This window comes from Lipingzhangella rawalii (assembly GCF_031628175.1).
Lineage (GTDB): Bacteria > Actinomycetota > Actinomycetes > Streptosporangiales > Streptosporangiaceae > Lipingzhangella_A > Lipingzhangella_A rawalii.
In genome coordinates this window covers 129,384-149,861 of the sequence record NZ_JAVLVT010000001.1, presented here as the reverse complement: position 1 = coordinate 149,861, position 20,478 = coordinate 129,384, and the positions used below count along the sequence as shown (strand labels likewise).

At 66.3% G+C, this 20,478-nt stretch carries 18 protein-coding genes, 1 tRNA gene and 1 CRISPR repeat array; of the genes, 10 read left to right on the top strand and 9 right to left on the bottom strand.

Going from position 1 to position 20,478, the window contains the following annotated elements:
* The first annotated feature begins 43 nt into the window (after nt 1–43).
* Nucleotides 44–1,297 carry a metal-dependent hydrolase family protein gene (locus RIF23_RS00690; protein ID WP_310910317.1) on the top strand — a complete coding sequence of 418 codons (1,254 nt, stop codon included), beginning with the start codon at nt 44–46 and terminating at the stop codon, nt 1,295–1,297.
* A 74-nt stretch (nt 1,298–1,371) separates the two neighbouring features.
* Here the strand turns inward: RIF23_RS00690 and RIF23_RS00685 are convergent, their stop codons facing one another.
* The 3 genes from RIF23_RS00685 to RIF23_RS00675 form a co-directional block, all read right to left on the bottom strand.
* Nucleotides 1,372–2,904, bottom strand: coding sequence for a sodium/proline symporter (locus RIF23_RS00685; RefSeq protein ID WP_310910316.1), 1,533 nt, complete (start codon nt 2,902–2,904; stop codon nt 1,372–1,374).
* Nucleotides 2,905–3,148: 244 nt separating this feature from the next.
* Nucleotides 3,149–4,345, bottom strand: a complete 1,197-nt coding sequence (locus RIF23_RS00680; RefSeq protein ID WP_310910314.1) for a PucR family transcriptional regulator — start codon at nt 4,343–4,345, stop codon at nt 3,149–3,151.
* Nucleotides 4,342–5,037 carry a VOC family protein gene (locus RIF23_RS00675; RefSeq protein WP_310910313.1) on the bottom strand — a complete coding sequence of 232 codons (696 nt, stop codon included), beginning with the start codon at nt 5,035–5,037 and terminating at the stop codon, nt 4,342–4,344. The genes RIF23_RS00680 and RIF23_RS00675 overlap by 4 nt, the downstream gene beginning before the upstream one ends.
* Before the next feature lie 162 nt (nt 5,038–5,199).
* Between RIF23_RS00675 and RIF23_RS00670 the strand changes: the two genes are divergently transcribed.
* Nucleotides 5,200–5,784, top strand: a complete 585-nt coding sequence (locus RIF23_RS00670; RefSeq protein ID WP_310910312.1) for a DUF1707 domain-containing protein — start codon at nt 5,200–5,202, stop codon at nt 5,782–5,784.
* A 38-nt stretch (nt 5,785–5,822) separates the two neighbouring features.
* Here RIF23_RS00670 and RIF23_RS00665 read toward each other — a convergent pair whose 3' ends face one another.
* A complete protein-coding gene (locus RIF23_RS00665; RefSeq protein ID WP_310910311.1) occupies nt 5,823–6,128 on the bottom strand; it encodes a 4a-hydroxytetrahydrobiopterin dehydratase in 306 nt (101 codons plus the stop codon).
* Nucleotides 6,129–6,701: 573 nt separating this feature from the next.
* On the opposite strand from RIF23_RS00665, the gene RIF23_RS00660 reads away from it, so the two are divergent.
* The 4 genes from RIF23_RS00660 to RIF23_RS00645 all read left to right on the top strand — a co-directional run bounded on the left by RIF23_RS00660 (nt 6,702) and on the right by RIF23_RS00645 (nt 11,635).
* Nucleotides 6,702–7,841 (top strand): SPFH domain-containing protein, encoded by a 1,140-nt coding sequence (locus RIF23_RS00660; RefSeq protein WP_310910310.1) that lies wholly within the window; start codon nt 6,702–6,704, stop codon nt 7,839–7,841.
* Nucleotides 7,842–7,872: 31 nt separating this feature from the next.
* Nucleotides 7,873–8,982 carry a hypothetical protein gene (locus RIF23_RS00655; RefSeq protein WP_310910309.1) on the top strand — a complete coding sequence of 370 codons (1,110 nt, stop codon included), beginning with the start codon at nt 7,873–7,875 and terminating at the stop codon, nt 8,980–8,982.
* A gap of 492 nt (nt 8,983–9,474) precedes the next feature.
* The gene (locus tag RIF23_RS00650) at nt 9,475–10,182 is read left to right on the top strand and encodes a peptidoglycan recognition protein family protein (RefSeq protein ID WP_310910308.1); all 708 of its coding nucleotides are present in this window, start codon (nt 9,475–9,477) and stop codon (nt 10,180–10,182) included.
* Nucleotides 10,183–10,609: 427 nt separating this feature from the next.
* On the top strand, nt 10,610–11,635 hold the full coding sequence (locus RIF23_RS00645; protein ID WP_310910307.1) for a glycoside hydrolase family 11 protein: 1,026 nt from the start codon (nt 10,610–10,612) through the stop codon (nt 11,633–11,635).
* A 410-nt stretch (nt 11,636–12,045) separates the two neighbouring features.
* On the opposite strand, the gene RIF23_RS00640 is transcribed toward RIF23_RS00645, so the two are convergent.
* Nucleotides 12,046–12,513 (bottom strand): hypothetical protein, encoded by a 468-nt coding sequence (locus RIF23_RS00640; protein WP_310910306.1) that lies wholly within the window; start codon nt 12,511–12,513, stop codon nt 12,046–12,048.
* Between the two features lie 158 nt (nt 12,514–12,671).
* On the opposite strand from RIF23_RS00640, the gene RIF23_RS00635 reads away from it, so the two are divergent.
* From RIF23_RS00635 to RIF23_RS00625, 3 genes are all read left to right on the top strand, one after another.
* On the top strand, nt 12,672–13,052 hold the full coding sequence (locus tag RIF23_RS00635; RefSeq protein WP_310910305.1) for a hypothetical protein: 381 nt from the start codon (nt 12,672–12,674) through the stop codon (nt 13,050–13,052).
* A gap of 594 nt (nt 13,053–13,646) precedes the next feature.
* Nucleotides 13,647–14,096 (top strand): transposase, encoded by a 450-nt coding sequence (locus RIF23_RS00630; protein ID WP_310910304.1) that lies wholly within the window; start codon nt 13,647–13,649, stop codon nt 14,094–14,096.
* Nucleotides 14,097–14,599: 503 nt separating this feature from the next.
* A CRISPR array of direct repeats spans nt 14,600–15,241; the repeat unit is 29 nt; unit sequence CGGTCCATCCCCACTCGCGTGGGGCGCAC.
* Between the two features lie 758 nt (nt 15,242–15,999).
* Nucleotides 16,000–16,347 (top strand): hypothetical protein, encoded by a 348-nt coding sequence (locus RIF23_RS00625; protein WP_310910303.1) that lies wholly within the window; start codon nt 16,000–16,002, stop codon nt 16,345–16,347.
* Nucleotides 16,348–16,380: 33 nt separating this feature from the next.
* Here RIF23_RS00625 and RIF23_RS00620 read toward each other — a convergent pair.
* Nucleotides 16,381–16,454: transfer RNA gene (locus tag RIF23_RS00620), tRNA-Val, on the bottom strand.
* Nucleotides 16,455–16,756: 302 nt separating this feature from the next.
* Between RIF23_RS00620 and RIF23_RS00615 the strand changes: the two genes are divergently transcribed.
* Entirely contained in the window at nt 16,757–18,673 is a 1,917-nt protein-coding gene (locus RIF23_RS00615) for an FHA domain-containing protein (protein ID WP_310910302.1), read from the top strand.
* A 103-nt stretch (nt 18,674–18,776) separates the two neighbouring features.
* Here RIF23_RS00615 and RIF23_RS00610 read toward each other — a convergent pair whose 3' ends face one another.
* The 3 genes from RIF23_RS00610 to RIF23_RS00600 all read right to left on the bottom strand — a co-directional run bounded on the left by RIF23_RS00610 (nt 18,777) and on the right by RIF23_RS00600 (nt 20,471).
* Complete coding sequence (locus RIF23_RS00610) at nt 18,777–19,238, bottom strand: peroxiredoxin (RefSeq protein ID WP_310910301.1); 462 nt, start codon at nt 19,236–19,238, stop codon at nt 18,777–18,779.
* 231 nt (nt 19,239–19,469) lie between these two features.
* A complete protein-coding gene (locus RIF23_RS00605; RefSeq protein ID WP_310910300.1) occupies nt 19,470–19,901 on the bottom strand; it encodes a DUF3052 domain-containing protein in 432 nt (143 codons plus the stop codon).
* A gap of 141 nt (nt 19,902–20,042) precedes the next feature.
* Nucleotides 20,043–20,471 carry a secondary thiamine-phosphate synthase enzyme YjbQ gene (locus RIF23_RS00600; RefSeq protein ID WP_310910299.1) on the bottom strand — a complete coding sequence of 143 codons (429 nt, stop codon included), beginning with the start codon at nt 20,469–20,471 and terminating at the stop codon, nt 20,043–20,045.
* Between the last annotated feature and the right edge of the window lie 7 nt (nt 20,472–20,478).

The following is a 20,478-nucleotide window of genomic DNA, read 5'->3' as shown; positions in this document are numbered from 1 at the left end:
ATGGAGTGCGATCCACCCGTTGCACAACAGCGAGCGAGGTAACGTGAGCCAGCAGCCCCTCCGCTTCACCGGTGCCCGGCTGATCGACGGAACCGGGACAACGCCCGTTGACAACGCGGTTGTCGTCACCGACGCCTCCGGACAGATCGCCTATGCCGGCACGGCCGACTCGGCGCCACCGCACCAGCCGGAGCAACACACCGTGGATGTGGACGGGCGTGTCCTCCTTCCCGGATTCATCGACTGTCATGTCCACCTGGGCCTGGCCAGCCCACGGGCCCTGCTGTGGAACCATCTGGACCAGCACCGGAGCCTGTTGGCGTTCGAAACCGCCGAACGAATGCGCGCCACCCTGGAGGCGGGGGTCACCACCGTGCGGGACCTGGGCGGGCTGGACGCCGGTTTCCGAACCGCCTGGCAGCGGGGCCTGGTAACCGGTCCCCGGATGCAGCTGGCACTCCGGCTGATGAGCCACACCGGCGGCCACGCCGACTTCACCCAACCCAGTGGATTCGATCCGCACACCTGGCTGGCGGGAGCCACGGAGATCGCCGACTCGGAGCAGGAGGCCGTGGTGGCGACCCGTCGGCTGATCCGGGACGGCGCGGACGTGATCAAGGTGTGCGCCACGGGGGGTCTGTCCAGCCCGTCGGACACGCCGCACGACGAGGGCATCACCGCAGCTGAAATCACCGCGATCGTCGACGAGGCGCGGCGACACGGGGGGCGCGCCGTCGCCGCCCACGCCCAGGGCGCAGCGGGGATTCGTAACGCCGTCGAGGGAGGTGTCACGAGTGTGGAGCACGGCTACCTCATCGACGACGCCGGTATCGAGTTGATGCTGGAACGGGGAACATTCCTGGTTCCCACGCTGAACACCTTCGACTACGCGGGCCGGGAACACCTCATGACGGACAAGGCCTATGCGGAGAAGCTCCGCTTGGGCGAGGTGACCTTCACGCGGGTCGCGGAGGCGATCCGTCGAGGGGTACGCGTGGCGCTCGGCACCGACGCGGGGATCGCGCAGCACGGCGCGAACCTGGGCGAGCTGAGGTTCCTCACGCAGCTCGGCATGAGCCCACAGCAGGCCATCGCCGCCGGGACCCGGGACGCTGCGCAGCTGCTCGGTCTCGCCGACCGGATTGGCACCGTGGAGGCTGGCAAGCTGGCGGACCTGGTGGTGTGTGATGGGGATCCACTGCATGATGTGGAGGTCCTCACCGACCCGACCAACATTCGGATGGTGGTGCAGGCGGGGCAGACCGTCAAGGACACGACCGGTACCGGGCCGGCCTGAGTCCCCGTCCTTCCACCGCCACCAGGGTGGCGCCGCGCGGCCGGCGGCGCCACCCGCGATCTCCCGCGCGGCACCTACCGGGAGGCGGTCTCCTCCGGGCTGTCGGTGACGGGACCGTCCTGGCCCCGCATCACCCGCATCTGCTCCTCTACGTCCGCAGGACGGCTGCGTGCGGTGGCCAGGCTGACGAGCCACACTGCCAGGGCCGAGGCTGCGAATCCGGGAAGCCCTTCGAACAGGTAGTCCGAGAGCGTGTAGTACCACACGATGGTCACCAGAGCCCCGGTGACGACGCCGGCCCCGGCTCCCGCCGCGGTGGTGCCCCGCCAGAACACGGTGAACAGTAGCGGAGGCCCGAAGGCCGCTCCGAGGCCGCCCCAGGCGAACAACACCAGCCAGAACACCGCATCAGCGGCTCCGGGAACGTAGAGCAGGCCGATGGCGGCCAGCGACATCGCCAGCACGACACCGCGACTGATCCACACCGCGGACCGGGAGGGGATGTCCCGTCCGCCCGCGATGATGCGCTGATAGATGTCGCGGACGATACCGGAGGCTCCCACCAGCAGCTGCGAGTCCGCGGTGGACATGATCGCGGCGAAGACGGCGGCCACCAGGATCCCCGCCACGATCGCCGGCAGGTACTCCCCGGCCATGAACGGGAACAGGGCCTCCGGGTCCTGCCCCGGCAGTGCGTCCTCGGTCTCGTAGATCGCACGCCCCGCCATCCCGAGGTAGACGGCACCCCAGCCCATGAGGACATTCCAGAAGGTGGCCAACAGCGCGGCGGGACGCAGGTTTTTCGGGTCGTCCACGGACATGTACCGGACCACGACGTGGGGTTGCCCCGGCGAACCGAGACCGATACCGATCCAGGCAATGACCATGCCGGCGCCAACGGCGAGTGGGTCCAGCAGTGCCGGGTTCAGGGCCTGCAACGTGTCGAACATCGGCCCCCAGCCAAGGGAGGCAACGACGACAGTGGGCAGGACCACGAGTCCGAAGAGCATGAACAGGCCCTGCAAGGCGTCACTGAGGGCCACCGCCACGTAGCCTCCGACCATCGTGTAGAGCACCACAATGGCCGCGGTGATCAACAGACCCCATTCGGGGTCGATGTTGAAGGTCCCGGCGAAGGCGGTCCCTCCGGCCTGGAAGTTGGAAGCCACGTAGGCGATCATGAACAGCACGATGACGGTGACCACGATCCCCCGCAGCACGTTGCCGCCGCGGAGCCGACTGACGAAGAAGTCGGGGAGGGTCAGGTCTCCCATTCGCCCGGTGATGCGTCGGATGCGGGGTGCAACGAACAGGAACAGGAACAGTTCCATGACGGTGTATCCGACCACGGCCCACACTGCGGCAGCACCGTTGACGAAAGCCATGCCGGTAACACCCAGCACCAGCCAGCCGCTACGGGCCGAGGTGACCGAACTCAAGGCCACCACGACATAGCGCATAGCCCGGCCGCCGAGGAAGTAGTCGGTCATCGAACCGGCCCGTGCGTATCCCGCGTAGGCGGCGATGACCACGAGGATCACCAGATAGCCGACGAAACCGGCAACAATCGGCCAGTTGACGTCGACAACGACGGCGGTTTCGCTCACTTCTGCACCTCCCGTGGCTTGGTCAGGACATAACCGGCGATGGCCAGGGCCAGAACCAGTAAGGGCAGAATGAACAGCACAAAGTTCGTCACGATTGCGCTCCGTTGGATGGCCGACGCACGAGTTCCCAGTTCAGGGGTTTCGCGCAGCTTAGACGGCGAAGCTGGCCACGCCAGCTGTGGACCTGCACTATCTCCACCCCACGCCGTTGTGGCCAACGACAACTTTCGGGGTGACGCAAGACTCACGAGTCCAAACGCTGATCAGTTCGTAACTGGAGCGCGACAACAAGCCGTTGGTCGGCGTCGTCCAGGTCGAGACCGGTGCGTTCGCTGATCCGGCGGATCCGGTGCCGCAGGGTGTTGGGATGGACGTGCAACCGCTCGGCGGCCCGGGCCGTGTCACCGAAGGTGTCCAGGAACGCGCCCAGGCTACGCCGCTGTTCGTCATCGAGGAGATCCAGCGCAGGGTGACGCAGCTGGGGATGCTGGGCCAACAATCCTGTGATCTGGTGCAGCAGCACAGTGGAACGCCGCTCCGTAACGGAGGCGGCACGTTGCCCCGGGGTCGCGGCCAGAACGTCGAGTACCTGCTGGGTGGCGTGCAGGGACTCGGGCGCCTGGGCCAGCGGGGCGGCATCGGCGACCGCTGCCTGCGCTGGCACGTGCAGAGAGGCACGCAACTCCCCGATCACGGTGCTGGCCCACTCGGTGATCCGGGAGGTGGATCCAGGTGACCCGGCGATGGCGGGCAGAAGTGCATAGATCTGGCCGTGGGCAACGGCCACCAGGGCGTTCTTGCGATAGCCACTGGCGTAGACGTTGACGATGCTGGCAGCGCGGCTGAGACGTAGCTCGTGCTCCACCAGATCCGCGGTGTCCCGGAGGTCGACGGCCACGACGGCCGCCGGCGCATCCGCGGCAATACCCAACTGACGGGCCAGGGCGGCCGCGTCCCGGCTTCCGGTGAGCAGTGCGGAGGTGAGCTCGGCGGCAGATTCCCCGCCCCAGGCCGCGCTGTGGCGCGAACGGACGATTCCCATGGCCGCGAGTCGGGCAGCTCCGGTGAGAACATCGGCACTTGTGGCGGCCAGGGACTCGGTTGCCTCCTGCACCCAGATGCTCCCGAAGAGGCGTTCCTCCACGAACGCGGCCACGGCCAGGCGCCGGCGCATGCCCAGGTCCGAACAGGCGGGCACGTCGACAACCTCCCCGGCGAGCAGTTGCTCGTACACGCCTTGGGACCGCAGGTGGCTCAGGTAGGGCTCGGGACAGTGGTGGCTGAGGATGGATCGGCGACGCAGCTCGTCCGCGCCTTCCGGTGAGGAGGAATAGGCCAGGACTCGGTGTTGGTCGTCCTCGATGCTGACGACTCCGTGCGTCAGTGTGGCCACGGTCCTGGCCAGTGAGTCCAGGTCCTGTGGTGCGATGTCAGTACTCACGGACGCTCCGCCGGCTCGAGCACAACGGGTCCACCGGGGGTTCGCAGGGTGACCGTCATTCCCAGGGCTCCCGTGTCGACCTGCTCGGAGATCCCCAGAGCCCGCAGCGCCCGCTGTGCGGGAGCCGGATCGGGGGCGGACAGGTGGAGATGCTCCACGGTGGCCTGGGGCTCCAGATCCTCGCTGGGATGGCGGGTGTCGCCCCAGTCGATGAGAAACGGAACCAGCCCGCCGGGCTGGGCCGACCTCGGATCGGTCAGGCTCCACTGCAACAGGGATCCGTCCGGCCGGCGGCGACTCATCTCGCGCACCGGACCGGGATCGTAGCCCGCCGCCCGGGCCGTAGCGACGGTCGACACGATGTCGGGTGTGCGAACGCACCAGTGCACCACCCCGGGCGTGGGCACGGTGTCCACCAGGAACGGGCGCTGGCCGTGGGGTGGCTCCTGGTCCGGATCGGGACCGACGATCTCCAGATAGGTTCCGGGGCCCAGGCCGACCAGCCAGTTGCGCGTCCCCCATCCGGGGTGCGCTCCCCCGGGCACGGGCTGCACCCCCGTGCGTTCCGCGAAGTCGGTGACGGCGGCCTCCCCGTCGGGGGCCGCATAGACGAGGTGGTCCAACGCCGGCGGATCTGATGGTCCACCAGCGACGTCACCCACGGCGTCCGGTCGTTGCTGTTCACTGTGCATAGCAGCATCTACAGTATCCACAGCGCCGTTCCCCCGTTCGTGGGCGCCCGGTAGGGCCCGGCCTCGAACCCTGAGGTCCTGATGCTTTTCCCGTCGGTGATCTTCAGTTCGAGTCGGCCAGTGCGTACTGTCAGATGGAGGGCACTGTGAACGGAGGCAGCTGTGGCTGAGGGGCACGACCAGGCAACCTCCATCCGGGTCTCGGATACCGAGCGAGAGGCCGCTGCGGAGACCCTGCGTGCGGCCACGGCAGACGGACGCCTGGATCTCGGCGATCTGGACGAGCGGGTGAGTGCCGTCTATGCGGCGCGAACCCGCGGCGAACTGGACATGGTCACCTCTGATCTGCCCCGGATGGGGGGCACGGAGCCGGGACCCCTCCACCTGCGCACCAGTAGCGGATCGCTGGTGAAGGACGGGTACTGGCGGGTGCCGGCCGACATCACGGTGGAGTGCGTGTCCGGTGCCATACGTGTGGACCTGACCCGTGCCAGCTGCACCCAGCGGGAGGTCGTGCTCACTGCGACGGTGCACTCGGGCTCGGTCCAGATCGTGGTGCCCCACGGGTGGCTGGTGGAACAGGACCAGGTCGGCGTGTACAGCGGTGGGTTCCGAAACCGCGTGCGCAGCGCGCCCGAGCCGGGCGCGCCCACAGTGCGTATTCGTGGCGAGGTGCACTCCGGGGCGCTGGTCGTGCGCCATCCCCGCCGTGGCTTTGTGGCGTGGCTCCTACGCCGACCACACTGACCCGGGAGGCTGTGCCGGGCGGAACTGCGAAGCGTGTGCTACTCCCGCTCGGACGTTTCGAGCGTATCGTTGATCGCGCGGGCCAGTGCCACATCGTGCCGGGTGAGCCCGCCGGCGTCGTGCGTGGTCACGGACACTGTGACCTGGTTGTAGTCGTGCACCGTGATATCGGGATGGTGGTTGCGGCGGTTGGCCACGTAGGCGACGACGTTCGCGAGCTGTACAGCCCCGTTGAAGCCCTTGACCTGCCAGGTCCGCACTAGTCGATCTCCGGAGCGCTGCCACCCCTCCACCTGACCGATCACTCGGTCCACCTCGGTGTGGTCCAGGAGCTCGTCTGCCATGGTTGTCCTTCCGATCCGTCGAAGGTCCGGGCTGCCGCGAACCCCAGAAATCCGTCAGTGGCGGTTCCGGAGTGCTCCCTGCCAGCGTGCCACGTTCGGGGGGACGAAACCCAGGCGGCGAACCAGCAGGTGTGCCGCGGTCGCGTTCCCGGACGGCGTGCGTCTGGCGGCCCCGGCACATCAGCGAATACCGGGGCGATAGGAGCGCATGCGGACCCAGGGTCACCGCGGTGCGGCGTGGCCGGCATCGGCCACGCCCCTGGGACGGTATCGGCACCGGCCGTGGCTGATGACCGCAGCCAGGGAACAGAACAGGGGCCGCTGGAGACAACGGCGACGTCGCACTCCGTAATCAGCGCCGGGTAGCGGATTCTGTAGAGACCACTCCGGAACACGGTCTGGTCCGTCGTGCGCTCCCGGATACGGAATACCCGGCCCGCGAACCAGGAGGCCGGCCGGATTGTGTCGGCGTTGGTTCCGCTCCCCGCACATTGCTGGAGGGAACACTTTGCTGGATAATGTGCCCCGGGTCCAGGAGGACTCGCGACACCATAACCGCAAGAAGGGGTCAGTGTGGGACTGTTCGACTCATTCCGGGGCGAGACAATCGATATCATCGAATGGTTGGACGATAGCCGGGACACCTTGGTCTGGCGGTTCCCGCGACACGACAACGAGATCAAGATGGGCGCCCAGCTCGTGGTTCGCGAGTCCCAGGCTGCGGTCTTCATCAATGAGGGAAGCCTGGCGGACACATTCGGCCCTGGAACATACACTCTGGAAACCCAGAATCTTCCGGTATTGTCCACCCTCCAGGGATGGAAATACGGATTCGAGTCTCCCTTCAAAGCCGAGGTGTATTTTGTCAACACTCGGCAATTCACGGACATGAAGTGGGGAACACAGAACCCGGTTATGGTTCGTGATCCCGAATTCGGCCCGGTGCGGTTGCGCGCGTTCGGTGGCTACTCCGTGCGCATCGTCGATCCGGCGCGATTCCTCCAGGAGCTGGCGGGAACCGATCCGCAGTTCCGGACCGAGGAAGTTTCGGACTACCTGCGACAGATGATTGTTGGCCGGCTGGGCGATGCTCTGGCTTCGGCCGCCGGGGAGACCCCGGTGCTCGACCTCGCCGCCAACCAACACGCAATCGGCGAGCGCATGGCCGAGGTGCTCAGCTCCGATCTGGCCGAGGTCGGTGTGGCGGTCCCACGCTTCATCATTGAGAACATCTCGCTTCCCAGCGAGGTGGAGGAGGCCCTCGACAAGCGTTCCCAGATGGGCATCCTGGGTGACCTGGACCAGTACGCCCAGTTTCAGGCCGCCAACGCGATGGAGGATGCGGCCAACAACCCCGGAAGCGGGGCGGGGGACGCCATGGGCATGGGCATGGGTGTGGCCGCCGGGCAACAGATGGCATCCGCGCTGGGAACCAACCAACAGCAGGCCCAATCCGCTCCAGAGGCCGCCCAGCCCCAGAACCAGGCCGGACCTCCGCCGTTGCCACAGCAGGAACAGTGGTATCTGGGCGTTGACGGCCAACAGCTCGGTCCGTTCGACGCGTCCGGCATGAACAGTAAAGCCGCAGAGGGCGTCCTTGGCGCGAACACGCTGGTGTGGAAGGCCGGTATGGATCAGTGGACGCCGGCCAGCCAGGTCCCTGAGCTCGCCCAGTTGCTCTCCAGCACACCACCCCCACTCCCCCCGAACTGACTCCACCCCGCCCGCCTGCCAAGAAGGATCGATGCACGACTCCCCCGCCGCCGAACCGTCCATCGAGCACCACGACGCCTACGCCTGTGCGGGATGTGGTGCCAGCCTCGAATACGCCCCCGGAACCAACGCCCTGGAATGTCCCTACTGCGGGCACCGCGCCGAGGTCGAGACACAGACCGGAACGGTGCGTGAACACGACTACGAGAAACTGTTGGCCAAGGCGCGCACCGCCGCTTCAGAGATCTCGACGCACCATATGCAGTGCGAGCAGTGCGGGGCCCGGTTCAATTCCGAGGAGCTGTCCCACAAGTGCCAGTTCTGTGCGGCACCACTGGTGGTCGACGACAGGAACGACGCCCAGATTTCCCCAGAGGGGGTGGTGCCGTTCGCCCTCGAACGTAGCGACGCCCGCGCCGCACTACGGGCGTGGATCCAGGGCCTTTGGTTCGCTCCCAACTGTCTCAAGAAGGTCAGTGATGCGGAGACGATGAAGAGCACCTACGTTCCGCATTGGACCTTCGACGCGATGACCGTGTCGAGCTACGAGGGCGAACGTGGGGAACACTACTACGAGACCAAGACCTACGAGGTCGAGAAGGACGGCAAGACGGAAACCCGCACCCGCCGGGTGCGACGTACACGGTGGTATCCCACGAGCGGCACGGTTCGCCGCGAGTTCGACGATGTCCTTGTCGTGGGCACGACCCGGCTTGACACCGAACGGCTGAACGGGCTCGCTCCCTGGCCACTCGACGACGCTGTTGCCTACACACACGAGTATCTGGCCGGCCACGAGGCACTCCGCTACGACGTTGAACCGGACCAGGGCCTCGCTGACGCCAAACGGCAGATGGCCCGAACTATCAAGCAGGACTGCCTCGCCGATATTGGCGGAGACGACCAGCGCCTCTCCTCGGTGGACACCGACTACTCGGACGTCACCGGTAAGCTGCTCCTCCTTCCGGTGTGGACCGGGTGTTACGTCTACCGGGGACAAACCTGGCAGGTGCTGGTCAACGGGTGCACCGGCGAGGTCCACGGCGAACGGCCCTACAGCGCCGTCAAGATCACCATCGCGGTCCTGTGTGCCCTGCTCGTCGTCGCGGCGGTGGTCGCGGGATTCGTCATGGTGAGCTAGGCCGTGTAGTGGGAGGTTGTGCGCTCGGCGGGGTATCCGCGGTGCACCCCTGCCTCCCCGTTGGCCGTTGTACGGGGGAGCCCCCGCATGACGGCCAACGGGGCAGGGTGGCGGCGTGTTCTCCCCCGCGGTGGCGCGGGGACATGGGTGGGAGTGCCCCAGCTTGGCCAGGAAACCCCCACACGACGGTCAACAGGGCGTGGGGACGGCTGGACCTGGGGGCATGGCGACCACCTGAGTAGGCACCCATGCAGCGAATCTCACACTGAGAGCTAGTTGCTGGGTCTCGAACCCGACGTCCTGCCCCGGTGATCCTGCCGAAACCTCGGCCACACGGCGCTGCTGCACACGGAGGTCGGGGCTGGCCGTTCCGTATGCCCCCGGAGTGTGGCCCGGTGCGCTGCGGAAATGAACTAACTCCTGGGCTCTTCCTGTTATATGTCCGTTATAGGGTGAGGTCGAACCGCTGATACCCCTGACCTAGAGGGAGAGATGGGACGGCATCGACGCAGGCGTACCACCCCCGACCCCAGCAGAAGAGAGATCCTCGGTGGTGGTGCGATGCTCGCTGCGGCGGTGCTGCTGGGCGGCTCCGGCTCACCCCCCGCAGAAGCCGATCCCGCCAGTCCAGCGGTGACTCCCGCCGCGCCCCGGATCCACGATCGGTCGGACTGGCAGGCCCGCGAGCCCGAGTGGCCGGCCCGGGTCCTCGACGATGCCCCGAGCTACATCGTGGTTCACCACACCGCCACGCCAAACGTCTCCGACCAGTCGCAATCTCGGGCCTTCGAACTGTCCCGGGCGATTCAGCGCCACCACATGCAGCACAACGGATGGTCCGACACCGGCCAGCAGCTGACGATCAGCCGCGGCGGTTATCTCATGGAGGGCCGGAATGGGTCCCTGGAGGCAATCCGTTCCGGCCGTCAGCTCCTCGGAGCGCATGTGCGGGACCACAACCCGGTGACCGTGGGCATCGAGAACGAGGGGACCTACCATGACGGGGATCCCCCCACCGAGCTGTACGACACTCTGGTTGAGACCTGCGCGTGGTTGTGCGACACCTATGCACTGGAGCCCCAGGCAATCGTTGGGCATCGGGATCTGATCACCACGACCTGTCCGGGTGACCAGCTCTATGCGATGCTGCCGCAGCTGCGCGCGGACGTGGCGGCCTCGCTGGGCATCGGATCCGGTTGACCCGGACCACACTCCACTCCTCCCCCAGGTCAGCTACCGCCTCCAGGATCCCGTCCCCACATCGACCATCTATCCGGAATGTTTCCGGTAAGTATGAGGGGACTATACGGGCTACCTGACGCTAGGGTGACACTATTCTCTGGCACCACTCTCCCTCTTGAGGCCTCGTAAGCGCCATTACCAGCATAAACAGCGTGTCTGCTACCCAAGCTTCGCTATCCATATTTCCGGAAATTTTACGGAAAGCATTGACGTTACAGTGCGGTAACGCGAAGACTGTGGCTATCGACAGCCCCGACGGTCTGTCGATCCGGTGCACCGATGCGTATCGAGCTGCGACGGCCATCCCCCTGGCCGACGCGCCATCGTTCGGTTCGCAGTCGACTGCCCGGCTTTCGGAACGTTCCTTGGAGAAGGAAGGCCACACATGACCGGCACCCCCACCAGGCCCCGGCACCCATGGCACAACCGTGCCCGCCAGGCACTGGGCCGCGCCGTCGCGGTAACAGCAGCCGTCGGTACAACCATGGCACTGTTGTCCGGCACCGCCACCGCCGAGCCCATCACCGAGAACCAGCAGGGAAACCACGACGGGTACTTCTACTCATTCTGGACCGACAGCCCAGGCACCGTCTCTATGGATCTGGGCCCCGGTGGAAACTACGGCACATCGTGGAGCGATACCGGCAACTTCGTGGTCGGCAAGGGCTGGGCCACCGGTGGTGACCGCGCGGTGAGCTACTCCGGAACCTTCAATCCGTCCGGAAACGCCTATCTCGCGCTCTACGGCTGGACCCGGGATCCTCTCGTGGAGTACTACGTGGTGGACAACTGGGGAACCTATCGCCCAGACGGCGAATTCATGGGCACCGTGACCAGCGACGGCGGCACATACGACATCTACCAGACGATGCGCTACGACGCCCCCTCCATCGACGGCACCCAAACCTTTCCCCAGTACTGGAGTGTTCGCCAGTCGCCACGAACCGGTGGAACCATTACCAGCGGAAACCACTTCGACGCCTGGCAAAGCCACGGCATGGAGATGGGCAACCACGACTACATGATCATGGCAACCGAGGGCTACCAGAGCAGCGGCAACTCGAACATCACGGTGGAAACCGGCCCGGACGGCGGCGGTAACGGCGGCGACGGAGGCAACGGCGGTGACGGCGGTGACGGCGGTGACGGCTGCACCGCAAGCCTGTCGGCGGGCCAACAGTGGGACGACCGGTACAACCTCAACGTTTCGGTCTCGGGGTCCGACGACTGGACTGTCACGATGGACGTCCCGTCACCCGCCAGCATCATCGCCACCTGGAACGTGAACGCCGAATGGCCCAGTTCCCAGGTCCTGACGGCCACACCCGACGGCAGTGGCAACGACTGGGGCGTCACGATCCAGCACAACGGTAACTGGGACTGGCCGAGCGTCTCCTGTAGTACGAACTAGCAACCAGCACCGAGAGCGCCCGCGATTACCTACGGCGTGGCGGGTAGGAGCACAACGCCACGGGTTTCGGGGGCCACGGCCGACACTAACCCCTTGACCTGGCGCCACAGGTCAAGGGGTCTGGGGCCTACTGTTTGGAATTGGGAGCGAGGCTGGGCCTGGCCTGGCGACGTCCGCCCCGCCCCCGATCTCGCTGGCCGTCGTGCGGGAAAACGCGCTCCCCCGGCCAACGGGACATGGGGGCGGGGCCGGCGCACGGCCCCCACCCACAGGCGCCCTGACGGCGGTGAATGGCTATGGGTCCGCGCCGCCGCGAACCGGATTTGATCGGCCGCGACTTCACCACCAGTGCGCACAAGCCCAGCAGTGGAGCGTCGACCCCTCACCCTGTCATCGGGGCCACGGCACGGTTATGTGCAGCTCGAATCGTTAATCGTGGTGTCGAAGTAGAAGTCGCCGTCGTGGTAGCGCTCCCCATCCTCACTCATGGTGATGCACACAACCGGCTCCTCCTGGTCGATCTGGCTCACCTCGTAGACGTAAGTCATCCGGTAAACCCAGGATCCCGAGAGAGCGCCGTCGTCGTGGTGGTCCATGGCGGAGGTGCGAACCTCAACCGCGGGTTGGTCCAACCTGGCGGTCGCACGGTCCAAGCTTTCCGAGACGGCCTGTGCGACCGGGCCGGGCCGCCGGTCGGGAAAGGGGGTCACCTGGAGCCACTCCGCGGCGGTGCCGGCGATCTCCTGCAAGTCCGCGTCGTCGAGCGTAGTGCTGCGCTGATAGAACCAGATGCCAACAGCGACCATGACCAGCGTGGTAGCTGCGGCGCCCCAGGAGAGTATCCGATGTCTGCTGGACACTCGGCCCAGTACGGTCAACGATCGCTCCCTTCCTTAGAGCACGAGCACCTCTGCGGCACGCTGGAGCCCCTCGTCGGGACGGCCTATACGGCATAGGACTCCCCGGATCACCGCTGGGTTCCCGCCAGTGTGCCCTTGCGGCCTCCGAACAGCGGGAGGACACCGAAGAGCACCTTGTGCCGTGTCCCCCGGAACTCACCCGACTGTTGTGGGAACACCTGGAACGATTCGGAGTCGACGATCAGGGGCACCTCGTCCGAGGCGTGCGTGGCGGGCCTCTGCCTGAGGTCACCTACCCACGCGCCTGGCGGCAGGCTCGTCGTCAGGCACTGACTCCCGCCGAGGTTCGCGCCCCGTTGGCGCGCCGTCCCTACGACCTGCGGCACGCCTGTGTGTCCACCTGGCTCAACGCTGGGGTCTCCGAGACCCTCGTGGCGCGCTGGGCCGGCCACAGCGTGGCGGTCCTGAAGAAGGTCTACGCCAAGTGCCTTGTTGGAGAGGAGGAGCGAGCGAAGGAGCAGATCGATGCCGCCTTCGGCAGGAGCCGAGGGGGATGAAACTTTGACGCATATTCGACGTGGCCCCCCGCGGTAGGCCGCGGAACCCCACCGTCAGCCACCGACGACACCACTAGTGTTCTGAGTTGTTAGTGCGATGAGGAATTGATGTTCGGCCTGTATGGCGGCACGTGGACGGCGTAAGAGGCCCTTGGTGGTGAGCGATGAGGATCAGCGCACGCTGGAGTAGATCGCGCGGCGGCGAACCTCTACGCAGGTCATGGCCCAGCGTGCGCGGATCACCCTGCGGCGTGCCGAAGGGAACTCCGACGCTCAGGGCGCCACAGAGCTCAGCGTGTGGCCTCAGACCGTGGGTAGGCGGCGTAACCGCTCCATCGATGACGGGATTCAGGCGCAGTCCGACAAGGAGCGACCGGGCCAGCCCCGCACGATCAGCGATGCCACGGTCGATTCGGATGACGGCCGCCCAGGCCGGACTGAATCAAACCGCGGTCTCGCGAATCCGGCGCGCCTGCGGGCTCACGCCGCACCTGGTGGATGCATGGAAGCTGTCCACCGACCCGTTCTTCATTGAGAAGGTTCGCGATGTCACCGGGCTCCACCTCACCCCTCCCGATCACGCCCTGATGGTGTGTGGACGAGAAATCCCAGATCCAGGCACTCAACCGCTCGACCCCGATGCTGCCGATGATGCCGGCCGTGCCCGAGCGCCAAACCCATGACGACACCCGTGCCGGCACGACCACCCTGCCCGCCGCACTGGACGCGGCCTCGGACACACTGATCGCCGCCCAGCACCACCGCCACCGCGCCATCGAGTTCCGCACGTTCCTCAACCAGATCGACCGGGAAACACTCCCCCCGCGTCGGACGTGCACCTCGTTCTGGACACCTACGGCACACACAGCGCCGATCACCAACGACTGGCTGCTGGCCCACCCCCGATTCCATCTACATTTCATCAGGACCTACTCCAGTAGGATGAACCTGGTGGAGCGGTTCTTCGCCAAGATCACCCGCCGGATAATCCGGCCGAGCACCTACACCTCGGTCACAAAACTCGAACTGGCATTGCAGGCATGAATCGATGACTCGAACGAGGATCCCAAACCGTTCGTGTAAGCCAAGACCGCCGAAGACATCTTCGAAACCACCACCACACATCTTCAACAAACTAACCACGCAGAACACTAGCGGGCTCGTGACGGCATATCCAGAACCTTGCTCCGCGGAGCTCAAACGGCAGGTTGTAACTCACTCAGCCAGAACGGGAGTGTCCAATTAAAGGCGCAACTCCGAGACGATAGGATTTCGCTATGAGTGACAATGCGCAGGTTGTAACCGATAATGAGGTAATCCCGGAGAATTTGAGCCGGTCACGGGGATGCGAAGCGGGCATTCGGTACGGGTGGGGAGGAGTGTTCGTTCCCCTGACATAGGCGTGGAGCCCCGGGTAGAAGGCGAGGTGTCCAGCTCCGCCGGACGACCGTGACCGGCTGCACGTGGGCACCGATCGTGCCATCCTCGACGTGCGCCGGGACACGGTTCGGTTCCGCTCCCGCCTGCTGGCCGCCGAGCGCCGCCTGCGGTCCATCCCCACTCGCGTGGGGCGCACCCGGTCGCCCTACTCGTGGGGTGCGTGGTGTGCCCGGTCCATCCCCACTCGCGTGGGGCGCACGTGGAGGGAAGCTCATGGTCCATCACGGTCTCCGGTCCATCCCCACTCGCGTGGGGCGCACCGGTCGCCCTACTCGTGGGGTGCGTGGTGTGCCCGGTCCATCCCCACTCGCGTGGGGCGCACGTGTTGTGCTGGCTGACCAAACCCGACCCGGGCGGTCCATCCCCACTCGCGTGGGGCGCACATCACCCGCTTGCCTAGTCATCGAAATCAAAGCGGTCCATCCCCACTCGCGTGGGGCGCACGGTCACGCGGCCTCCCCACGGGTCAAGTACTCCGGTCCATCCCCACTCGCGTGGGGCGCACCTCAGATTGCGCCAGCCCAACAGGTAGGCCAGCGGTCCATCCCCACTCGCGTGGGGCGCACACCACGCGGTATCGAATATTCGGGACGCGATCAGGTCCATCCCCACTCGCGTGGGGCGCACGTTTCTGGATGACGATGAGGTGGCCGCGATTGCGGTCCATCCCCACTCGCGTGGGGCGCACCGGGCGCGTAACGGATTTTACCTGCCCCCGCCCGGTCCATCCCCACTCGCGTGGGGCGCACACCAGATGACCTGCACCGTTCAGGGCGCGTTATGGTTTTGTGACTGGGTATTGGGGGTTCGCAGGAAGGTCTGTATCTGGATTGCTACTCTTCGTGGTCTTGGGTGTGGGTGGGAACACGCAGGGATGTCTTACCGTGACGCGTGCCGCGCTGTCCAGCCGGGGTGTGGATCCAGGACCTGGGGCACACTCGCCACCCACCATGACCCCAACGCGCCCCAGAGGCCCATCCCCACGGGGGGCATGCACCAGGAACATGGCCCCGTACTCCGTGACCATCGCCCGCACCTCCGCCCGGGTGGCGGCCGACGGCGCGATCGGCGCACCCTCGGACCTGTGCAAACGCCGCATCTCCGCCCCCTCCTCCCCAGTGATCACCCCTTCGATGATCAGCCGACAGGGCCAGCCTTCCTCCAACGCCAGCGGGCCAGGATTCCCGTGTCGCCCCCACCCTGGACCCCTATACCTCGGATCCGAGCGGGTCCGTAATACACCACGCACCACGTCGTGCCCCGCAGGGCGGCACCAAGGCCACCGGGAAGCGCGCTGGGAACATCGGACGTGGACCGGGAAGGCGCTCACCAGGCTGACAGTAGGTGGCTCGCTGGCACAGGACTCACCGGCAGCCGGAATCCCATCCGCAGGGGTGATGCTGTGCGCAGCACAGTAGACGGTGCCGTGGCGCGGCAAGCAGACGATGCGCCACAACGAGCTACCGAAAGACCAGCGCCGAGGGTCATCCACTGGCCGCCGGGCTGCATGTACTGTAGCCGGCTACGCGGAGCGCTGGGCCGACGTCGCGGCCAGGTCACCGGACCCACCATCTGGCCGAACGAGGACAGTGCGGCGTTCGCGCGCCAGACGAACGGAGGCAACGCGACCCCGCCGACCACGGCAATCCACGGTGCGGCGACACCCACCCCCACCCCGGACATGGTGCTCCGGCACCTACGCGACGATGGACACCGGGAGAAGCAAGCCGAAAGCCCCGGGCCGAACCCCGACACCGAGGACGGCCACCGGACGGACCCCGACGAGAGCACTGCATACGTGGGCGGGTGGAGCCGGTGTCGCACTGGCAGCCCGGAGGGCACCCCCAGCGGATGAGGGCAAAGAAAAGCCGACGAGGGTAGATGCGGGTGGGCGCAACTGGACTCGAACCAGTGACCTTTCGGTTGTAAGCCGAATGCTCTGACCAACTGAGCTATGCGCCCCAGAGTGCGCCGGACCGTAGTGGTGGGTTTGTCGGCGGCTTCGGTCATCGTACCTGGTTTGAGGAGAGGGTTGCACCGGATGGGATCACCACTCGCACCACCTTTACATCGTAGATTTATAGAAGCGAGGTGGGGCCCGATGCGTGGACACGCGGGCACACGGCTCCGAGCCCGCGGGATCTCGCCCTGGCTCCGGTCCGCGGCGGTGTGGGCCGCAGTGAACTCGCGCCACCGCGCGCCCGTGTATCCGGACAGAGGGACAGCGCCCCGGCACCCCGCCTACGCAGCGAAGGACACCCATCATGGCGCCGCAGATACTCGGAAATGACGGAGATCACCACGGACAGCGATTCCAGCTCGACGAGCTGCCGATTACCTTCGGCCGCAGCAGTGACAACACGGTCGTGGTCGACAGCCGCCAAGCCTCGCGCCACCACGCCAGTGTGGCCCGCGAGGGCGAAGACTATGTCCTCAGCGACCTCGGCAGCCGAAACGGCACCCTGGTCAACGGACAGCCGGTCGAGACATGCCAGCTGCGTACGGGCGATCTGATCACGGTCGGGGAGGAGACCTTCCGGTTCGAGAACCTGGACCCGAACGAGACCGTGACCGCCCACCCCGTCCAATCCCACAATCGCGAGGCAGTGGAGGTCCCGCCGGCACGCGTACGGGACAACGCGCCGGTCCTGCGGGTCACCGTCTCCGGAGGCGGCCCCGTGGGGCTGGGGTTCGCGCTCCTCCTGGAACACCTGATGGGCGACCGGGTGGCTATCACGGTCTACGACGAACGCTGGGTCAACGAAGGAACACGGGTGGTGTGGCAGGACGAACGCCACGGCAACGTACGCCGCCAGCAGGTGGTGACGATCCAGAGTCGCCAGTTCCGGGCTCTCCCCCAGCACGTCCAGGAACACGTCTTCCAGAAGGGAACCTACTCCGAAATGTGGCCGACCGGCCCCGACTCCGTGGAGGGATACGGTCCTCGCAACGTACGGATCGCCCACGTGGAGAACGCCCTACTGGAGCTCGCCAACGCCCGCCCCCAGAACATTCGGCTGGTCCCACGCCGTTTCCATCCACAGGAACAGGCTGCGGACCTGGGGGGCGAGCACGTACTCGCCATCTGTGAGGGCGCCCGGTCGCCCACCCGAGAGTACTTCCGGGAGAACTTCGGCAAGGCCGAGGAGTCCATCTACTCCCTGAACGGGGAACACGTCCAGGACGTGGTTCTGGGGCTGCGGGTGGCCTCTTCCCTGAACGATCCCATGACCGTACTGCTGACCGTGGCCCAGAACCGCTTCCTGCTCAACTCGCTACATGGCGAGGGTTTCCTGAACATGCGACTCACCGCCCAGGAGGCGCGCGAGGCGGTGGGAATCGACCCCGCGCGGCAGGTATTCGAGGACTGTATCGCCTCCCGGCCGTGCGTCCTGGTGCGTGACGAGCACGAGAACTTCCACTGCCCCACACACAGCTCCCTGTTTCTGCCCGCGCTGGTCCGGGGGTCCGCGTTGTGGGACCGCGTCCGCGAGGGACTCCGTTTGTTCGGAGTGGCCGACGACCAGCTGGCGGCCATCACCGCCTTCCGGCTGGGAATGGTGCAGCGGCCGCGCTTCACCGCTCAACTCCTCCCGGCCACCGTGGACACACCGAGCACCTACGGCTTTCTCCTCGGTGACGCCGCGAACGCGATCCACTTCTGGCCCGGACGTGGACTCAACAGTGGCTTCGCCTCGGCCGTGTCCCTGTCCCGGGCACTGGCAACCAGTTGGAGTGGGCGTCCCCTGCGCGACGCCGACTTCGTCCGACACGAAGCGGCCATGTCGATGCTCCAGTACCGACACAAGAGCAGGGCCTTCACGGCGATGGTGGACACCGACGAGCACGGTGTGAGTCAGCCGATCGCCGCACGTATTGCAACGGCGCAGGACACGACCCCGGACCGGGACAGCGACCTCGAAACATTCCTGGATCGACTACGCGGGATCCGAGACCGCCTCGCCTCCCGCATGCCCGGAATGCCGGACGATGCCACGCTACGCAAACACCTGCGCGGGATCGGAGACGAGACGCTGCACACGCTGGTGGCAAGCGGCCCCTGGGATACGGCAGCCATGGCCGGCGAGGAAGTCGACGTCGAGATGTTCCACCGGCCGTCCACCCCACCATCGAGCACGGCGAAATCCGGAACGGCGCCGACCCCCGCCGGAATATCCTGAACTGGGGTGTGGCCGGACCGATACGGCCCGGCCACGCAGCCTCTATGTCCGGGTGGCGGGTGCGGCGTCGCCCCCGCCACCCGGACGTTCATGCGGCACGCTGTTACGTCAGCTCTGCCAGTGCCTTGCGGTACTCGTCCAGGTCGCGGGCATCCGACAGGGCATTGACGACCTTCCAGCGGACCGTACCCTCGGTGTCGATCAGGAACGTTCCGCGCACGGCAACGCCCTTGGTGTCATCGAAAACACCGTAGCTCTGCGCGACCGCCCCGTGGGGCCAGAAGTCGCTGAGGAGCGGATAGTCGAACCCTTCCTGTTCGGCCCACACGCGATGCGCGAACATCGAGTCCACCGACACGCTCAGCAGCTGGACCTGCTCGTTCTGGAACTCGGAGACGTCGTCGCGCAGCTCGCACAGTTCGTTGCTGCACACGCCGGAGAACGCGAGGGGGTAGAAGACGAGCACAACGTTCTTCCGTCCCCGGAAGTCCGACAGGCGCACGGTCTGCCCGTGCTGGTCGGTCAGCTCGAAATCCGGAGCAGTCTGGCCAACCTCAATCGCCAATGGGGATTCCTCTCGCTAGGGGAAAATCCGTGCCACCCACGTTGGGCGAACACGGTGACCGGGCCGCACCGGCATCCGGTACGGCGCCGGGCCCGCCCTACACGGGACGAAGCGCCCCAAGCGTAACGTTCGCGCCGTGAACACCACGAAAGAGGGCCCCTGCGCCGCTCGGGGTCACCTGCCGGGGTCGGCGCACGGGAACACGGCCACCGGTGGGAGGACTCTCCCGCCTCAACGCCCCATCTTGGGCACGATCAGCTTGGTCCCTGACCAGTCCGCTCCGGCACTGATGGCACTGGTTTGGGACAGTCCCGCCGTCGTGGCCGCCTCGGCGACATCGGTCGGCGGAACGTGCCCCTCCCGACCGGCCTTGGGTGTCAACACCCAGATGATGCCTCCGGCCTCTACTGGTGTCATCACATCCACCAACGCATCGGCGAGGTCATCCTCCTCGTCGCTACGCCACCACAGCAGAACGACGTCGACGATACCGCCGTAGTCCTCGTCGACCAGCTCTCCGCCGATCCGCTCGGCGATCGACGCGCGGAGCTGCTCATCCACGTCATCGTCGACGGCGATCTCCTGCACCACCTGACCCGGCCTGATGCCAAGTCGATCGGCCAGGCTGTGCTCGCTCTGTGCCTGGCCCGCGGTCGCGCTCACGAAAGTCCTCCTCCATAACCCAAGGTGGCCCGCCCTATACGGGCTTTCCCCGCGGCGTACCTATAGCCGCCGTTGCAGGCTAAGTTCACACGCTGGAGGCGGTCCGCGTCAACGCGTTCCCCCTCTGTCACGCCGCTCCCCTCATCCTGCCCCGTTATTTGGCTCCGTCAACAGGGAAAGTCGTATGTTGCGGTGCGGATTGTCGACATTGATATCGACGATGGCAATACTCTGCCAGGTTCCCAGAGCCAGGCGACCCTCCACGACCGGAACCGTGGCATACGGCGGAACCAGGGCCGGTAGGACGTGGCTGCGACCGTGACCGGGTGTGCCGTGGCGATGGCGCCACCGGTCGTCGGCCGGCAGGAGTTCGGCCAGCGCCGCCAACAGATCCTCATCGGATCCCGCCCCGAGCTCCAGAATGCCCACACCTGCGGTGGCGTGGGGCACGAAGACGTGCAGCAGGCCGCTGACAGCCCCCGCACGCGTCACGAACTCGGTGCACTGGCGAGTGATGTCGACGACGGCATCCGTGCCGCCGGTGGTCACGTCGATGATTTCGCTTCGCATAGTGCCA